This window comes from uncultured Vibrio sp. (assembly GCF_947488985.1).
In the GTDB taxonomy this organism is placed as follows: Bacteria; Pseudomonadota; Gammaproteobacteria; order Enterobacterales; family Vibrionaceae; genus Vibrio.
Window position 1 is genome coordinate 1 of the sequence record NZ_CANLBV010000080.1, and the last position, 18146, is coordinate 18146.

At 44.7% G+C, this 18146-nt stretch carries 12 protein-coding genes; 7 read left to right on the forward strand and 5 right to left on the reverse strand.

Annotated features, from left to right (window positions below):
• Positions 1–196 precede the first annotated feature (196 nt).
• The 4 genes from Q1A70_RS15050 to Q1A70_RS15065 form a co-directional block, all read right to left on the reverse strand.
• Positions 197–1063, reverse strand: a complete 867-nt coding sequence (locus Q1A70_RS15050) for a hypothetical protein (RefSeq protein WP_299693202.1) — start codon at positions 1061–1063, stop codon at positions 197–199.
• Between the two features lie 48 nt (positions 1064–1111).
• Entirely contained in the window at positions 1112–1492 is a 381-nt protein-coding gene (locus tag Q1A70_RS15055) for a hypothetical protein (protein ID WP_299693205.1), read from the reverse strand.
• Between the two features lie 665 nt (positions 1493–2157).
• Positions 2158–2526: a VOC family protein gene (locus Q1A70_RS15060; RefSeq protein ID WP_115340103.1), complete on the reverse strand. Its 369-nt coding sequence runs from the start codon at positions 2524–2526 to the stop codon at positions 2158–2160.
• A 425-nt stretch (positions 2527–2951) separates the two neighbouring features.
• Positions 2952–5501: a nitrate reductase gene (locus Q1A70_RS15065; protein WP_299693214.1), complete on the reverse strand. Its 2550-nt coding sequence runs from the start codon at positions 5499–5501 to the stop codon at positions 2952–2954.
• 486 nt (positions 5502–5987) lie between these two features.
• Here Q1A70_RS15065 and nirB point away from each other — a divergent pair, with 486 nt between their 5' ends.
• From nirB to Q1A70_RS15085, 4 genes are all read left to right on the forward strand, one after another.
• Complete coding sequence (gene nirB / locus Q1A70_RS15070; RefSeq protein WP_299693217.1) at positions 5988–8570, forward strand: nitrite reductase large subunit NirB; 2583 nt, start codon at positions 5988–5990, stop codon at positions 8568–8570.
• Between the two features lie 57 nt (positions 8571–8627).
• Complete coding sequence (gene nirD, locus Q1A70_RS15075; protein WP_299693221.1) at positions 8628–8972, forward strand: nitrite reductase small subunit NirD; 345 nt, start codon at positions 8628–8630, stop codon at positions 8970–8972.
• 213 nt (positions 8973–9185) lie between these two features.
• Positions 9186–10655, forward strand: coding sequence for a NarK family nitrate/nitrite MFS transporter (locus tag Q1A70_RS15080; protein ID WP_299693225.1), 1470 nt, complete (start codon positions 9186–9188; stop codon positions 10653–10655).
• 174 nt (positions 10656–10829) lie between these two features.
• On the forward strand, positions 10830–12620 hold the full coding sequence (locus Q1A70_RS15085) for a bifunctional protein-serine/threonine kinase/phosphatase (protein WP_299693228.1): 1791 nt from the start codon (positions 10830–10832) through the stop codon (positions 12618–12620).
• Between the two features lie 108 nt (positions 12621–12728).
• On the opposite strand, the gene cra is transcribed toward Q1A70_RS15085, so the two are convergent.
• Positions 12729–13733, reverse strand: coding sequence for a catabolite repressor/activator (gene cra, locus Q1A70_RS15090; RefSeq protein WP_299693230.1), 1005 nt, complete (start codon positions 13731–13733; stop codon positions 12729–12731).
• Positions 13734–14117: 384 nt separating this feature from the next.
• On the opposite strand from cra, the gene fruB reads away from it, so the two are divergent.
• From fruB to fruA, 3 genes are read left to right on the forward strand one after another with little or no spacing between them, the layout of a single operon-like run.
• Positions 14118–15251 (forward strand): fused PTS fructose transporter subunit IIA/HPr protein, encoded by a 1134-nt coding sequence (fruB, locus tag Q1A70_RS15095; protein WP_299693233.1) that lies wholly within the window; start codon positions 14118–14120, stop codon positions 15249–15251.
• A gap of 9 nt (positions 15252–15260) precedes the next feature.
• On the forward strand, positions 15261–16238 hold the full coding sequence (gene pfkB, locus Q1A70_RS15100; protein ID WP_299693236.1) for a 1-phosphofructokinase: 978 nt from the start codon (positions 15261–15263) through the stop codon (positions 16236–16238).
• 15 nt (positions 16239–16253) lie between these two features.
• A complete protein-coding gene (fruA, locus tag Q1A70_RS15105) occupies positions 16254–17984 on the forward strand; it encodes a PTS fructose transporter subunit IIBC (protein WP_299693241.1) in 1731 nt (576 codons plus the stop codon).
• Positions 17985–18146: the final 162 nt, after the last annotated feature.

The following is an 18146-nucleotide window of genomic DNA, read 5'->3' on the forward strand; positions in this document are numbered from 1 at the left end:
CGAATGTAGAGCGGCAGTCCAAAACCCATCAATATAAGTTTAGCGGATGTTTGACAACCGGGGGAATCCATGTAGCCCTGTTAAGGTGTGAGCAACGCAATACCGAAGCCCCCGCATACCACCTTAAACACTAAACGCAACGCATAGCAAAAATACCAAGCGTTGCGAATCACTCTTAAACAGATTGTTAGAAATTTTACTCTTCGTCTTCTGGGGCAACTTGACTTGAAAAGGCTTTGAATGCTTCATTTAATAATTGCATCATTTCCTTATCAGACTTTTTCTTCGCTGAACGCATTTTCTTGTCCTGCTCTTCAAAATAAGCTAGCGCAAACGTCCCATAGAAGGGGTTAGAAAAGCTATATTTCCAAGAGTTGTCATCAAACTTAATTAGCTCCCCAAACGCCTCTGTCTCTAGCTTATCTAGATCAGTTTTGAGTTTTTTCTTAGATATGTTAATACGATGTTCAGAAGCCCAATCTAATAGAGCATCAATTTGAGCACCATCTTGCTCTTGATGAGCCATAATACGAAGTGTGTTTTCAACCGAAGAAATTTTCATCGCTCGATCAAATGATTTCTTAATCGTATCTTCAACACTTTTTATATAACGTTTAAGGGCTTCTTTAAGGTCACTATAATTAAACTCAACAGGTTGAGAAATTGTTTTTCGTATTACAGCAGCATCACACATGTAGTAACATAACTTATGGCAAATTGAGCCAAGACCATTTGAATAATGAATGATGTCATCTTGCAAGTTTTTTGGAATAATTATATTGAGAGCATCACATCCTTTTTCAATAATTTGACGAATTTCTTCGTCATCCATTAACTTAACATGAAACTCTGAAATTCTAGTATTCATTTCGGCATCAGTTTCAACTACCTCTCGTGCAGAATTTACAGCACCGATAGCAACAATTTTTAAGTCTTCATATTTATCTGACAAGTTAACGAAAACTTTCATCATTTGAGCAAGCTTTTCTTTCTCTTCCCCCTCAATTTTGTGAAAATCTTCTAGAACCCAACAGTACCCAGCTTCACCTAGTAGTTTTGCCAATCTTTGCGGTGTGAGTTGAGGAGGAAGATAACGCTTTTGCTTATGAGCTTACCCGCTCTCAATACTGGCTTGAATTTGAGCTTTTATAGCTAAGTAATTAGCCTGTGTACGCCCATTAATAGATGTCTTCATGTTGTTAGTGATTTCATCTACGTAAAATTCTTCTAACTCATCGAATGCATCTATTACCACTTCTTCAAATGTCATTCCTTTCATACAGTTTGTAGTAATCTGTTTCTCGTAGACTCGATGAAGTAAGTTTTCTACCAACGTGCTTTTACCGGAACCTGTATGCCCATATACTATTAACTGATTACCAGGGAGTTCGAGTGCCGTTACCATGTCATCATTAAATTTTTTCCTTTCTACAAAGGTAACACGAGCGGGTTTCGCCGGAGTAAACACTTTCTTTAAATCAAAAATCTCCAATTTTCTTGTCCTTTAAACTAGTAAGCCAAGTTTTCCTAAAATTTCTAACGCCTTGCTAAGTGGCTGCTAACACGCACTTAACTTTAAGCAACACACCTTAATCACTAACCTATTTGGAACTGAAAATGCCAAGCGTTAGCAGTCCGCCTTAAGCAATTTGTTAGTTTGCCACCGCGATGAAGCCAAGGGCTTAGTGCCAAGATGCTGAATTGGTTACAAAACTACTGGCTTTGAACCCACAAGTAAAATGAATAGTTCGAAATTCAAACCCAATCACCAAACAAACTTGGCAAAGAAGACTTTCGAAGGTGCTTACTGCCACACCCGCCAAGCCTTGAAAAAATGTGATTGCCTAAAAACACCAAAGAAGCAGCGCTAAAGAACTTGTAAAAAAGAACCTTACTAACGTAGAAGAATTGAATGACGCGTAAATCACTTAAACGAAAAACTCACTACGCGTGATGAGAACTACGATGATAAAGATTGGAAAACGAACAGGTGAATAGCAAAGACACAGAGCCAGCTTTTAGACCGAAAATGCTTTTCTGCCCTTTGCAAACTAACGCCACATTAAGGTGTGAGCAGCGCTTGGCTATACTTGAGCGAAGCGAAAACGCCAAGCGTTGCGAATCACTCTTAAATGCTTTGTTATATGCGTGCTAAAGCTACATTATGACTGCTTCAATTTTGTTTCCATCCAGATCTCGAATAAATGCAGCATAATAGTTTTCACCATACTCAGGTCTAAAACCCGGCTTACCTTCGCATGTACCACCTAGTTCAATTGCAGTGGTATAAAACTGTTCAACAGACTCTTTAGAAGGGGCATTGAAAGCTATATGTGAACCATTACTTGAAGTCGCTTTCCCCTCACAAGGATTACCAACCCAAAACTCAAAGTTTTCACCATAAGCAGCAGCAATATTTTCTATATAGTGAGCACGTTTGATGAATAATGTAGAAAGAACCGAATCGTAAAATTTAACTGCTCTCGCTACATCAGAAGTACCTACTGAAACGTGATTTAAAATCATGTTGATGTCCTTTTTATTGTTAAAGTCCGAAAAATTTTTATCGCATTCTAACAACACTACTCACAACTGTATATAAAAACAGTACCACTGGGCTGCCAGGTAGTTCAAAGCATATAACAGCTATATTAGACGGAAAAATTCTGCATTTTGTCCCTGAAAAAATTCCTTCTAGCAATCTAAATCTTTCAGACTAAGCCTAATAAACCATTTAATAACATAATCTTACCTACTTGTCTTCGCAACAAATATGACCAAAAGCAGAAATTTTCCATATAGTTTCTGCAAAATGCAGAAAACGCTCCAATATATGAGTGAGCCGCAATTCAGACTATGAGTTGTCATACCTTAAGAGTCGTATTCTCAACAAAAACGCCGACATGATTGTCGGCGTTTTTGCTATAGGTATGGTGAGTGAAAGGTAATAACTACTTCGCCAATGCACTCAAAAACTCGGCTTCGAACGTCTCATCAACTGCTTGTGTTAAGCATTCTACCAGCCAGTCAATACTGGTTTGTTCCAGTTGACTATTCACGACAAAGGCTTGCTTAACCCCCGACTCTCCTATCTTCACTGAGCCATAATTTTTGTAAGATTTATTGCCATGATAGTGCACCGATTTCACTCGATGTTGGCCTTGGTTTTGCTGAGATTCAATCAAGTTTGCCAATTGAATCACCAACTCCATGGAATTACTAGACGATGAAATACGGTACAAAAAGCCCCCCTCCACTTTCTGCCTTACCCAATAATCAAACGCTTGACAGTCAACCACGCTATCACTGATCAGTGCCGCTTCGCTGCGATAATCGCACGCCTCTATCATTACAGGGGTGTGTTTAAATTCAGGCTGACCAGAGTTGGAGTCGGTATTGGGTAAGATTAAATCACAAGGTTTGCTGTCTTTGGCCGTCGTTCCATTCCAATGAATGGGCATAAACACCTGCTCTTTACGCATTTCTTGAGTTAACACTAAACGCGCTTGGGATTCACCTTGAGCACTTGTCACTTTAACCACTTGGTTAGCCTGATTATTACTAATATCTAACCCAAATGTCTTAGCCGTTTCAGGGTGAATGGCTAAGAAAGGCTCAGGGGTATGCTCTCCCAGTGATGAGGCGAGCCCTGTCCGGCTCATGGTGTGCCATTGGTCACGCACTCGCCCGCTATTCATGATCAGTGGGTAGTCTGGTGAGGTAGCTGTAAGTGGTTGAGCATGTTCCACCGCGACAAACTGCGCTTTCCCAGAAGCAGTAAAGAACTGTCCATCGGTAAACATGCGCTGATTGACGATATCTTGTTGGTGCGCTAGTACCGGCCATTGTTGAGGCATCAATTCGCTGTAACCTTTGTCGTCGAGCTTGGTTAAACCAATCAAACACAAATCTCTCTGTTTACCATCAGCATTACCAAGGCTCGTCATCTGGCAATACTCTTCAAATATTTGTCCTTCATGGCGATAATCAAATGCATGCTGATGGCCCATTTTCTGAGCCACTTCTTTAATCATCCACCAATCGGGCTTAGCTTCGCCCGGGCTTGGCAATATGCGGCGCTGCCTCGATATACGACGCTCCGAATTGGTGACCGTTCCCGATTTTTCACTCCAACCTTGAGCGGGTAACACCACATCAGCCAAGCGTGTGGTTTCCGTGTCAGCAATGCAATCCGACACTACAACAAATGGGCATGCTTCTAACGCCGCTCTCACTTTTGCGCTATCCGGAAGGCTGACGACCGGGTTGGTTGCCATAATCCACACCGCTTTGATTTTGCCATCCAACATGCCATCAAACAGATCGACCGCTTTCAAACCAGCTTTGGTTGCCAAGTTTTCAGTTTGCCAAAACTCGCTCACCGTTTGATGCGATTGGGGATCTCCAAACTCAAAGTGCGCGGCTAACGTGTTGGCTAAACCACCGACCTCTCGCCCGCCCATTGCATTCGGTTGCCCCGTGACAGAAAAAGGCCCCATACCCACTTTGCCAATTTTACCCGTTGCTAGGTGGCAATTGATGATCGCGTTAACCTTGTCACACCCCTGACTAGATTGGTTCACACCCTGCGAATAAATGGTGATGACTTTTTTGCTACTCACGAAAGTTTGGTAAAAGCTCACTAGGGCTTGTTCCTCGATACCGGTGATCTCTGGTACGCACTTGTCACCCCAACCCATCTTTTGGTAGCGATAACAGGTTGCCGCGCGAATGGCTTGTTGGAACCCCTCGGTATGATCATCAATATATTGCTCATCCAATGCATCTTGGTCATCAATATAAGAAAGTAAGCCATTAAATAACGCGACATCAGAGCCCGATTCAATCGCTAAATGCTGGTCTGCAATTTCACACGTGTCGGTGTAGCGAGGATCAATGACAATAACTTGGAGCTTTGGGTTCGCTTGCTTAGCTGCTCTTAACCTTTGGAAAAGCACAGGATGACACCACGCTAAATTAGAGCCCGTAATCACCACTAAATCGGTCTCTTCTAAATCTTCATAGCAGATGGGGACTGTATCACTACCAAATGCTCGCTTGTGGCCGACCACGCTTGAAGCCATACACAGCCTTGAGTTGCTGTCGATATTGCCACTTCCAATAAAACCTTTCATCAATTTATTGGCGACGTAATAGTCTTCCGTCAACAGTTGTCCCGACACATAAAACGCCACAGAATCGGCACCAAACTCTTCTATGGTTTGGTTAAACCGATCAGCAACCAACTGGGTCGCTTGCTCCCAATCCAAAAGCTTTTGTTGCTGCTCTTGAAACTGAGTGGGTTGTGTGAGTCGACCCAAAGGTGTCACGGTATCACCCAGCGCAATCCCCTTGGTACACAGCTTTCCGTAATTGGAGGGGTGGTCTTTGTCACCGCGTACTTCTAGCTTACCTAATGACGTTGGTCTCGCTTCTATTCCACACCCAACACCACAATATGCACATGTCGATTTAATCCAGCCACTGTTTGCATTGGTCATCCGATTTCCACCTAATCATTCATAATTTCAATGATTAATACAAAGCAAATAACACGCCACTTAATCAAAAACCAAAAAACACCAACTTTAACAAATAAAAACAGTAGCTTAAATTAAATTAACCTATCAACAACCAAATCAAACCAACCTCAATCAATCAAAAACTTAATTTTTGCACCATCTTGCGGAAAGTTGCACCACAAATGCTCATTTTCATCAATTTAACAAAAAAACCACATAGCCCTTTAGGGTTAGATACCGTTTGCCAACTCAATTTAAAATAATGATAAATAAAGATTAAATTTTATTTATCTTATCAAATTTCAATTTGGCACCCTCCTTGCTCAACTAAAAACCAGACTGGAAAAAACATTTTGTTGCTTTCTTGATGATTATGAATTGAGTAAAACCTCAACCCGGCATTCACTAACTAAATACTAGAAATTAACAGCTAGTAACAGTGGAACCGAGAATAAGGAATGGATTATGAGCAAGAAAAAAATCGTCGTTGTGGGTAACGGTATGGTCGGACACAAGTTTATCGACAACATACTGCAATCAGAGAGTGATGCGTTCGACGTGATCACTTTCAGTGAAGAGCCAAGACTGGCCTACGACCGTGTTCAACTCACGGCTTATTTTAACGGTAAAAGTGCTGATGATCTGTCACTCACTAGTGAAGAGTATTACCAAAGCAACGGTGTGAACTACTTATTAAACGAGAAAGTTGCCAAGCTAGACACGGCCAATCAACAAGTGATCACTGAAAGTGGTCATGTTGAAAGTTATGACAAGCTAATTTTGGCAACGGGCTCTTTCCCCTTTGTTCCCCCTATTCCCGGTAACGACCAAGAACATTGTCACGTTTATCGCACCATCGAAGACTTAGACGCGATTGAGCTTTCAAGCAAAGACAGCAAGTCTGGCGTGGTGATTGGTGGTGGTCTGCTTGGCTTAGAAGCCGCAAACGCAGTCAAAAACCTTGGCTTAGAAACCCATGTTGTCGAATTCGCACCGCGCCTGATGGCCGTTCAATTAGATGACGGTGGAGGTGCCCTACTGCGCAGAAAAATTGAAGACCTTGGTGTGCAAGTTCATACCGAAAAAGCGACATCTGAAATTGTCGATGGAGAAAACGCTCGCTACCGCATGAACTTCGCCGATGGAACCTATTTAGAAACCGATATGATCGTATTCTCTGCTGGTATCCGCCCTCAAGATGAGCTGGCAAGAAGCTCTGATATAGAGATTGGCGAACGCGGCGGTATCGTCATCAACAACCATTGCCAAACCAATATCGATAACGTCTACGCGATAGGTGAGTGTGCGCTTTGGGACAACAAGATTTTCGGCTTGGTCGCACCGGGCTACTCAATGGCCAAAATTGCAGCATCGCATATTGTCTCTGATGGTACTGATGATGCTGAATTTACCGGCGCAGACATGAGCACCAAGCTCAAACTGCTTGGTGTCGATGTTGCCAGTATTGGTGAAGTGCATGGCAAGACGAAAGGCGCTCAATCGTATACCTATAACGATGAAATTGAACAAATTTATAAGCGCCTGATCATCTCGGCTGACGGCACTAAGATTGTCGGTGCAGTATTGGTCGGTGATGCAGAAGCGTATGGTTCACTACTGCAAATCAAGCAAAATGATATGCCCCTTCCTGAAAACCCATCAGTGCTGATTTTACCTAATGTGGCCGATGATTCTGACTCTACAATGGGTGTTGAAGCTCTGCCTGATAGTGCTGTGATCTGTTCATGTTTTGATGTGACCAAAGGCGATATTAAAGAAGCAGTCTCTGCTGGCTGCACCACTATGGCGGCACTAAAAGAAACCACGAATGCTTCAACGGGTTGTGGTGGTTGTTCTGCCCTTGCCAAACAGGTTCTCGATAGTGAACTAAGTAACTTAGGTGTGGAAGTCTCTAACGATATCTGTGAGCACTTTGCTTATTCTCGCCAAGAGCTGACCGACATCATCCGTGTAAACAAAATCAAAACCTTCGATGAACTGTTAGATTCTCACGGCAATGGATTGGGTTGTACTGTATGTAAACCGGCTGTCGGTTCTATTCTGGCTTCCTACTGGAACGATTACATCCTTGAAGATCAACATATTGAACTGCAAGACACCAATGACATTTACCTCGGCAACATGCAAAAAGATGGCACCTATTCTGTGGTGCCGCGTATTGCTGGCGGTGAAATTACTCCAGATAAATTGATCGTACTTGGCGAAGTCGCTAAAGAATTCGACCTCTACACCAAAATCACTGGTGGTCAGCGTGTCGACTTGTTTGGCGCACAGCTCAACGAACTGCCTATCATCTGGAAAAAGCTGATTGATGCGGGTTTTGAAACTGGCCACGCCTACGGTAAATCGGTTCGTACCGTGAAATCGTGTGTCGGCAGCACTTGGTGCCGATATGGCGTTGATGACAGTGTTGGCTTAGCGATTCGACTGGAGAACCGCTATAAAGGGTTGCGTTCACCACACAAGATCAAGTTTGCGGTGTCAGGCTGTACCCGTGAATGTGCTGAAGCGCAATCGAAAGACATTGGCGTCATCGCCACCGACAAAGGTTGGAACCTCTACATCTGTGGTAACGGCGGTATGCGCCCTCGCCATGCAGACCTATTCGCCAATGATTTGGACGAAACCACACTTCTTAAATACATCGACCGCGTTTTGATGTTCTACACCCGCACCGCGGACCGCCTACAGCGTACATCGGTATGGATGGAGAACCTTGAGGGCGGTATTGAATACCTCAAACAAGTGGTGATTGAAGATAAGCTTAACGTTGCTGAAGAACTGGAAGCCGACATCGCGCTCAACATTGAAAAATACCAGTGTGAATGGAAAACCACCATTGAAAATCCTGAAAAGATGAAACGCTTCCAGCACTACATCAACAGTGAAGAAATGGACACTAGCCTCTCTTTCATCAAAGAGCGCGAGCAACGTTTCCCTAAACCGAAAGAAGACTCTGCGGCGCAGTCACAACGCGATAAAAAACTCGCGAGTGCAGACCAGATCGAAGTGACTGAGGTTTCATAAATTTCATCAGTTTCATCAACAAAAAATAAAAACTCATTTTTCGACTAGGAGAAAGTCATGGAAAATTGGACAACCGTATGCAGTACCCGGGACTTAACCCCAAACGGTGGGATCTGCGCCAAAGTAGAGGATAACCAAGTGGCTATTTTTTACTGCAAGCGCAGCGACACACTGTATGGACTCTCTAATTACGACCCTATCGGCAAAGCCAATGTCATGTCACGTGGTATTATTGGTTCATTAAGTGGTGAGCCCTATGTGGCTTCCCCCTTATACAAGCAGCATTACCATTTAGAAACAGGCGCATGTCTTGAACAACCAGAACTAAAACTCGTGAGGTTCGAGGTTCGCAAGCAAGGAGAGCAAGTTCAAGTTCTGGCACCGCTTGATATCGCCAGTTAGTAACTCGTCGATGAACAGTAACCTCGCTAAACAGTATCGACAAAGAGTAACGTCGACACGCTCATCGCTAGCGTCACTAGCGTCACTAGCGTCACTAGCGTCACTAGCGTCAGCAAATCGGCATAGCGGTTTAAGTAAATAATGCGTTCTAATTTAGGAACTAACGCAGGTGCTCAAACCGAGGTAATTTTCCAGATTTAAAGGATTTAAACCATGGATAACACAAAATTTTCGCTGCTTTCATTTACAGGTAAGATGAAAACCTTACACCTAAGTTGGATGGCTTTCTTCATCACCTTTGTGGTGTGGTTCAACTTTGCTCCACTACTGCAAATGGTGAAAACTTCGCTTGGCCTTTCGACTGAAGAGATCAAAACACTATTGATCCTCAACGTAGCACTGACCATTCCGGCGCGTGTCGCGATTGGTATGCTAACCGACAGGTACGGCCCAAGATTGGTCTACTCTTCACTACTCGCTATCTGTTCCATTCCTTGTTTTATGTTTGCACTGGCAGACTCTTTCATTCAAGCAGCAATCGCCCGTTTCCTACTTGGCTTTATTGGTGCAGGCTTCGTGGTCGGTATTCGCCTTGTTTCAGAATGGTTCCCACACAATGAACTGGGGACTGCTGAAGGTATTTACGGCGGCTGGGGTAACTTCGGCTCTGCAGCGGCGGCATTTACACTTCCAACTTTAGCTCTAGCGTTTGGTGGTGAAGACGGTTGGCGTTATGCGGTCGGTATTACGGGCGCAATGAGCTTAGCGTTCTCGTTTATCTTCTATAAAAACGTAACGGATACACCTAAAGGTTCAACTTACTTCAAACCCGCTCAAGTAACTGCGATGGAAGTGACATCAAAGGGTGACTTTTTCTTCCTACTTATCATGAAGATCCCTATGTATGCCGCTCTCGCGCTGCTGACATGGAAACTGTCGCCAAGCAACATCAACATGTTGTCTGACATGGCGGTTTACTCTGTGTATGCAGGTTTAGCTGCACTTTACGTGTACGAAGTTTCACAAGTTTGGAAAGTAAACAAAAACGTATTTAAAGAAGAAGTGCCAGAGATCCACCAATACAAGTTCAAACAAGTGGCGGTACTTAATGTCCTGTACTTCGCAACATTTGGTTCTGAATTAGCGGTTGTATCTATGCTGCCACTGTTCTTCTCTGAAACCTTTGAATTGACGCCGGTTCTTGCTGGTATGGTTGCTTCTGCTTATGCCTTCATGAACCTAATGTCTCGCCCAGGTGGTGGGTGGATTTCAGATAAATTCGGTCGTAAGCCTACCCTGTTAATTCTAACGATTGGTCTTGCTGCAGGTTACTTTTCGATGGGTCAAGTAGACAGCACATGGCCGGTATGGTTAGCCGTAGTCGCTGCAATGGCGTGTTCTTTCTTCGTACAAGCAGGTGAAGGTGCCGTATTCGCAACCGTTCCTCTCATCAAGCGTCGTATGACAGGTCAAATTGCGGGTATGACAGGCGCTTACGGTAACGTGGGTGCAGTGGTTTACCTAACGGTACTTTCATTTGTTAGCTACCAAGTGTTCTTCCTAGTGATTGCCGCCACAGCCGTACTTGGCTTTATAACGCTGCTGTTCATGGAAGAGCCTAATGGTCAAATTGCTGAAGTCAACGACGATGGCAGCGTCACGATGATCAATGTTTCAAATTAGTCACCAACCTAACGATAAGCATCAATATCATTAATCGGGAGTAGCTCCAAGGCTTATATCAGCGCTTTGGTGCCACGTTCAAGGGCTCTAGGTTGACTAGGGCTTTTGTTCTTTTCTCGGAGAATGATTAACAGACTCAGATCATCCCTAAACGCCAGCGAGAAGAGACTAACTATGACCATTTCATTCAGCCAAGTACAAACCATCGTGCCAGAATCCAACAATCAGCTTGCGCTGAAATTTGGTGGGTATTCGAATCAAGGGGGGCGTGATGAAAACCAAGATGCTATTATAGTCAAGCACCCTAAAACTCGCGTTGAGCAAGAGCTGAAAGGCAGTGTTGCTTGTATCGCTGATGGGGCAAGTTGCAGTGAGCACGGCCAAAAAGCCAGCCACACCACCGTAATGCAGTTTATTGATGACTACTACGCGACTCCCCAAAGCTGGAGCATTCAGCGTTCGGCGCAAAAAGTCTTAAAGTCTCTCAATGCTTGGCTGTTCAATAGCTCTTTTTCCAATATTCACCCCGCTCAACAAATTAACCACAACGCACTGGTTTCCACCTTTAGCAGTGTGATTTTAAAATCGAACACCGCGCACATCTTCCATGTCGGCGACAGTCGAATTTACTTATTGAGAGAGGGGGAACTACGTCAGTTAACCCGAGATCATACTCGTAAAAATATTGGGCAAAAACACTACCTAACCAGAGCGCTCGGGATGGATAATCAACTCAATGTTGACTATCAGACCTTACCTATAAAAAAGAATGACCGCTTCATCTTAACCTCCGATGGCGTTCATGAATTTGTCTCTCCCAATACGTTCAAAGAGCACATCGACCAACCCAACTTAGATTTTGAATGCGCGGCCCAAACGATTTGCAACACAGCTCTTAGTCACAATAGTACAGACAACGTCAGCTGCTTAATTATTGAAGTCACTCACCTACCAAAGCCATCGTTAATCGAATTTCATGAAAAGCTTTCTAACAGAGCGATTCCACCTGCTTTAAAGATCGGGCAAAGTATCGATAACTTCATGATATTAGAGATTCTTTATGCGGGTTCAAGAAGCCATGTGTACCGAGTTATACACAAAGAGACGCAAGCCGAGTTTGTTCTAAAAGCCCCTTCTGTCCAGTACCAGGACGATCCAGCTCAGCTCAGCGCATTCTTTAATGAACAATGGGCAGGCATCTTGCTAAACAACAAGCGCGTAATGAAAGTGTACCCAACTCCCGAACATTCAAACTTTTTATACCAAATTTGTGAATGCGTAGAGGGTATCACCCTAAGACAATGGATGTACGACAACCCAACTCCCTCACTAAAACAAGTGCGTGAAATACTCGATAAAGTCACTCAAGGCATTCGAGTATTACAACGAGCAGACATGGTGCACAGAGACTTAAAACCTGAAAACATCATGATACAGCGTGACGGTGAGATAAAAATTATTGACCTTGGGGCTGTATTAATCAGGGGGCTTGAAGAGAGAGAACACATAGAGAAAGACCCGACACCGTTAGGTGCGGTGAACTACATCGCACCAGAAACCATCAAGCACAATACGGCAACCACAAGCTCAGATCTGTTCTCTATCGCTGTGATTGGCTATGAGATGCTCACAGGCCAACTGCCCTATTCTAAAATGGACGCGCAGTCGCTCAAGCAAACCCGTCACCATCAATGGCAATACCAGCCACTCACCCAAAAGCGATCCGATATACCAGCTTGGGTTGATTTAGTTCTGCAAAAAGCCTGCGCGGAATCACCGAGCGAACGTCATCTAGTGCTGGGGGATTTCGTATCAGATCTTTACACACCGAATCAGAATTTGGTAAAACGCAAAGCCAAACAACCGTTGATCAATCGAAACCCAATCCAATTTTGGAAGGTGTTATCCCTGTTGCTCGGCATGATTGCTATTGTTGAAATGGGCTTATTGCTTAGTTCGGGTTAAATACAAGTTCGGGTTAAATACAAGTTCGGGTTAAATACAAGTTCGAGCTAAATACAAGTTCGTGCGAAACGCGAGGCTTCAGCTAACCAATTTACTGAATAACCGTGTTTAATCTCGTTTTACTAAGCGTCTCGACACTAGCTCAATACCCGCTTGGTAACGCTTAGCCGATGCATTTAGTGCTAACGCGAAAGCACTGTCGGCAATCACTTCAAATTGCTGTGGCAGTGAATGGACTTTGAAAGGTAAGAAATCCAATAAGCGGTTATCACCAAAGGTTGCCAGTTTCACCGTGCTGACCAACTCTGGTTTCTCTAACACCACATCTAATACCCCTTCTAATAAGGTATAAGAGGTGGTGACGATCGCATCCGGAACGGTACCTTGTGCAATCCACTCCTCCAAGATTTTACGCCCTGATTCTCTATCAAAGTGTTCACCATAGCCCACAACCATCGGCTTGTTTTCGGTTAGCCCTGTTTGTTGAGTATGCGCTTTATTTGCCGCTTCAAAACCCAATTGACGTTCGCGTGAGATATTTAAATCAGGCAGTGCACCTATCAAACCAACACTGTGAATACTGTCATCAAGAATCGAATGCGTCAGCTCAAATGCAGCCTCGAAATCTTCACTGATCACGCAGGCAAAGTGCTCATCATCCAACGGACGGTCAATCGCAATGACGTGTGTGCCTGAGTTTTGCAGCTTCAGATAAAACTCATTGGCGTCTGGCATTGAGCTCGCCACTAGCAAGGCATCGATACGACGACTCACCAACGCTTCTGCTACTTTACGTTCGGTTTCAGCGTCATCATCAGAGCAACCAATTAGGATTTGATAGCCCACTTTACGTGAGTTCTGCTCTATCAATTTTGCTAAACGCGCGTAACTGCTGTTTTCCAGATCAGGAATAATCAAACCAAATGAACGGCTATTACCAGCACGCAGCGACGAAGCAGCATGGTCTGGACGATAGTTATACTCGTCGACAACTGCCATTACTTTCTGCTGAGTCTTCTCACTGATTCTGTATTTCTGCGCCTTGCCGTTTATCACATAGCTGGCTGTGGTTTTCGATACACCGGCTAGTTTGGCAATTTCATCTAGTGTCATATGGGTGACCTGTATTTTGTGCGTAGGATCATATAACCAATCTTCTGATCCTTGGATTAGTTGAATTATATGCTGAATCGATTCAGTATAAAAGCTGAAAGGATTCAGCAAAATCTGAAAAGTGACTTCAATCATCCTTTTGTATGGATTGAGCGTCATTTGTCGTGATCCAACTTCTCGTTATTAACGAAACTGGAATGACGACACGCAGCAAAACTATTTTGAAAACCAAAATCGGCTTTGCTGAATTTTTTTACACTGAATGCTGAACCGATTCAGCTAAGATAAAACAAAGAGAAAGCAAAGAATTAAGCTCCATAAATCTTGCTCTAGACTGAATCGTAGCGATACACAAATTCTCAAGCGATACGCTAAAGAGGCACCATGCTTAAATTATCAAAATCTGACATCACTCTTGGTCAAACGGCCGATGACAAATTCAAAGCTATCCAGAACATTGCTGGCGACCTAACCGCGAAAGGCCTAGTTGACTCTGGCTACGTTAAAGGAATGCTGAACCGTGAAAACCAGAACTCTACGTTCCTAGGTAACGGCATCGCGATTCCTCACGGTACCACTGACACGCGTAGCCTAGTAAAAGAGACAGGCGTAGCCGTACACCACTTCCCGGAAGGTATTGACTGGGCAGACGGTAACCGTGTTTACGTAGCAATTGGTATTGCAGCGAAATCTGACGAGCACTTAAGCATCCTTAAGCAGCTAACAAAGGTTCTTGCGGCAGACGGTGTTGAAGAGAAATTAAAGCAAGCGAAATCAGAAGACGAAATCATCGCCCTACTTAATGGCGAAGTTCAACTAGAAGCAGACCTAGACGCTTCTTTGGTTCAACTACTGTTCCCTGCAAGCGACATGGTTCAAATATCGGCAGTTGCGGGTGGCCTACTTAAGAACACAGGTTGCACAGACAACGCATTCGTTGCTGACCTAGTAACGAAAACACCGACTCACCTAGGCCACGGCCTGTGGTTGTTGGGCAGTGATAAAGGCGTAACGCGCACTGGCGTCTCGTTTGTTTCAACAGCAAACCATTGTGAGTATGAAGGCACACCAGTGAAAGCATTGGTAGCATTCGCCGCTTGTAACAGCGCACACCAATCAATTCTGGCGAACCTAAGCAAGATGGTTTTCGAAGGTAAACAGCAACAACTGTTAACAGCTGACGTTGCACAAGTAATTGGCCTCCTAAAAGGTGAAGCGGTTTCAACAGCATCTGAAGGCGATGACAACTGCGCAGTATTCAAAATCAAAAACGCACACGGACTACACGCTCGTCCGGGCGCAATGCTGGTTGCTGAAGCGAAGAAATTCGAATCAACAATCCGCGTTTCAAACCTAGATGGCGACGGAAAAGAAGTGAATGCAAAGAGCTTGATGAAAGTTATCGCTCTTGGCGTTAAACATGGCCACCAGCTTCAGTTTGTTGCTGAAGGTGAAGATGCATCTCAAGCGCTTGAATCGATTGGTAAAGCCATCGCTTCCGGTCTTGGTGAAGGTTAAGGAGTTAATATGTCTGATAAACAAATCAAAGCCGTTACTATCACACTCAACCCAGCCCTAGATCTGACAGGTGCTATCGACGCACTAAATGTAGGTTCAGTTAGCCTAGTAAACAAAGGCTCTCTACATGCAGCGGGCAAAGGCGTTAACGTAGCCAAAGTACTTTCAGAGCTTGGTGCTAAAGTAACCGTGACAGGTTTTCTTGGCCGTGATAACGAACAAGCATTCTGTCAACTGTTTGAACAGATAGGCGCAACTGACCGCTTTATCCGCGTTGACGGTGCTACTCGCATCAACGTGAAGTTAGTCGAGAACTCAGGGCAAGTCAGTGACATCAACTTCCCAGGCGTTCCGGTTGATGCTGGCGCGATTAAAGCGTTTGAAGAAACCTTGTTGGAACTGGCTGAAACGCACGATTACTTCGTGGTTGCTGGAAGCTTGCCACAAGGCGTATCACCAGAGCTTTGCGCTTCTTGGGTACAGCGCTTACGTGAGCTAGGCAAAAAAGTGTTGTTCGACAGCAGCCGAGACGCACTTAAAGCCGGTATCAATGCACAGCCATGGTTGATCAAGCCAAACGATGAAGAGCTATCTCAGCTATTCGATACAGAGTTAACCACACGCGATCAATGTCAACACGCGGGCCAAGCCCTTAGTGAAAAAGGCATTGATAACATTGTGGTATCACTTGGCGCAGAAGGCGTGATGTGGCTAAACCAAGGTGACTGGTTACATGCCAAGCCACCGCGTATGCAAGTGGTGAGCACAGTAGGCGCAGGCGACACTTTAGTTGCTGGCCTATGTTGGGGTCACATGCAACAGATGCCAAAACCAGAACTTATTAAATTCGCAACCGCCCTATCTGCTCTCGCCGTTTCACAGGTAGGCGTGGGCATCACCAGCCAACAAGAGCTGGATTCAGTACGACAAAATATCCAATTACAGGCGCTTAGTGCTCCAACTCGCCAGTTAGACACAAGCAAATAGGACAAAAGGTTTATTATGAATATTACCATTATCACAGCTTGCCCAAGTGGCGTAGCAAACAGCATCATCGCCGCGGGCTTGTTAGAACAAGCGACAAAAGTACTGGGTTGGAACGCCGCTATTGAATGTCAATCAAGCGTGCTACCTGAATCGCCAGTATCACAAGACGCTATCGACAGCAGTGACGTTGTGATTATCGCAGCTAACACAAACGTTGATAAAACACGTTTTGTCGGTAAGAAAGTGTACCAAGCGGCTATCTCTGAATGCACTACTGATGCAAAAGCATTTCTAGAGAAAGCGGCAGCAGAGGCAACGGTATTAGACGCTTCTCAAGTTGAGACTACAGTGGAAGTTACTGGTACAGGCAGCAAAAAGATCGTTGCGATTACGGCTTGCCCAACAGGTGTTGCACACACCTTCATGGCGGCTGAAGCGCTTGAAGCAGAAGGCAAACGCCTAGGTCACCAAATCAAAGTGGAAACTCGCGGCTCGGTCGGGGCTAAAAACCAACTGACTGACCAAGAAATCGCAGACGCTGACCTAGTTATCATCGCCGCAGACATCGACGTTCCACTGGATCGTTTTAACGGCAAAGCGCTTTACAAAACAACGACAAGTCCTGCTTTGAAGAAAACAAAGCAAGAGATGGAAAAAGCGTTCGCAGAAGCTAAAACATACCAACACACAGCTTCTTCAAATTCTGCGCCTGCTGACGAGAAGAAAGGCGTGTACAAGCACCTAATGACCGGTGTCTCTCACATGCTTCCGGTAGTAGTGGCTGGCGGCTTGATCATCGCCCTCTCTTTTGTATTTGGTATCGAAGCGTTCCAAGAAGAAGGTTCTCTGCCCGCAGCTCTAATGACCATCGGTGGCGGTTCTGCATTCGCACTGATGATCCCTGTGCTGGCTGGTTTCATTGCCTTCTCAATTGCTGACCGTCCGGGTCTGGCTCCAGGTCTAATCGGCGGTATGCTGGCTAGCTCAACAGGTGCTGGTTTTCTAGGTGGTATTGCAGCAGGTTTCATTGCGGGCTACTCTGCTAAGTTCATTGCCGACAAAGTTCAACTTCCACAATCTATGGAAGCCCTTAAGCCAATCCTGATCATTCCGTTTATCGCGAGTTTGTTCACAGGTCTTGTGATGGTTTACATCGTCGGTGGTCCTGTTTCTGGCGTGATGAGTGCAATGACAACTTTCCTAAACAACATGGGAACGTCTAACGCGATTCTTCTGGGCGTGGTTCTTGGTGCCATGATGTGTTTCGACCTTGGTGGTCCAGTCAACAAGGCGGCTTACACCTTTGGTGTTGGTCTACTGGCGTCACAAACTTACGCACCAATGGCGGCCATCATGGCGGCCGGTATGGTTCCACCTCTAGGTATGGGTCTTGCCACTTTCCTAGTGAAAGATAAGTTTGACGCCGGTGAACGTGAAGCGGGTAAAGCATCATTCGTGCTTGGTCTATGTTTTATCTCTGAAGGTGCTATCCCATTCGGCGCGAAAGACCCAATGCGGGTTATCCCTGCTTGTATGGCGGGCGGTGCACTAACGGGCGCTCTATCCATGATGTTCGGCGCACAGCTTATGGCTCCACACGGTGGCTTGTTTGTGCTACTGATCCCGGGTGCTATCTCCCCGGTACTTATGTACCTAGTGGCGATTGCAGCAGGTACGGCGGTCACTGGCTTTAGTTATGCTGCTCTTAAAAAGGTCGGCGATTCTAAAGTTACAGTAGAGGCTTAACCTACTCCGCTCGGCTTTGATTAACTAAATTCAGAGACTAAAATACCCTGATATAGAAAAGGCTCCTCACTTGAGGAGCCTTTTTAATGTAAGCGTCTTTAAATCGACTCATTCAATCCTTTCAATAAACGTCGTAACCTTTAACTTTGATCGTTAAAGGTA

What these genes read in the sequence shown, in the direction of transcription:
- Q1A70_RS15085 (WP_299693228.1), top strand. Translation starts at nt 10,830, where the DNA reads ATGACCATTTCATTCAGCCAAGTACAAACCATCGTGCCAGAATCCAAC.
- fruB (WP_299693233.1), top strand. Translation starts at nt 14,118, where the DNA reads ATGCTTAAATTATCAAAATCTGACATCACTCTTGGTCAAACGGCCGAT.
- Q1A70_RS15080 (WP_299693225.1), top strand. Translation starts at nt 9,186, where the DNA reads ATGGATAACACAAAATTTTCGCTGCTTTCATTTACAGGTAAGATGAAA.
- nirD (WP_299693221.1), top strand. Translation starts at nt 8,628, where the DNA reads ATGGAAAATTGGACAACCGTATGCAGTACCCGGGACTTAACCCCAAAC.
- fruA (WP_299693241.1), top strand. Translation starts at nt 16,254, where the DNA reads ATGAATATTACCATTATCACAGCTTGCCCAAGTGGCGTAGCAAACAGC.
- Q1A70_RS15060 (WP_115340103.1), bottom strand. Translation starts at nt 2,526, where the DNA reads ATGATTTTAAATCACGTTTCAGTAGGTACTTCTGATGTAGCGAGAGCA.
- Q1A70_RS15065 (WP_299693214.1), bottom strand. Translation starts at nt 5,501, where the DNA reads ATGACCAATGCAAACAGTGGCTGGATTAAATCGACATGTGCATATTGT.
- cra (WP_299693230.1), bottom strand. Translation starts at nt 13,733, where the DNA reads ATGACACTAGATGAAATTGCCAAACTAGCCGGTGTATCGAAAACCACA.
- nirB (WP_299693217.1), top strand. Translation starts at nt 5,988, where the DNA reads ATGAGCAAGAAAAAAATCGTCGTTGTGGGTAACGGTATGGTCGGACAC.
- pfkB (WP_299693236.1), top strand. Translation starts at nt 15,261, where the DNA reads ATGTCTGATAAACAAATCAAAGCCGTTACTATCACACTCAACCCAGCC.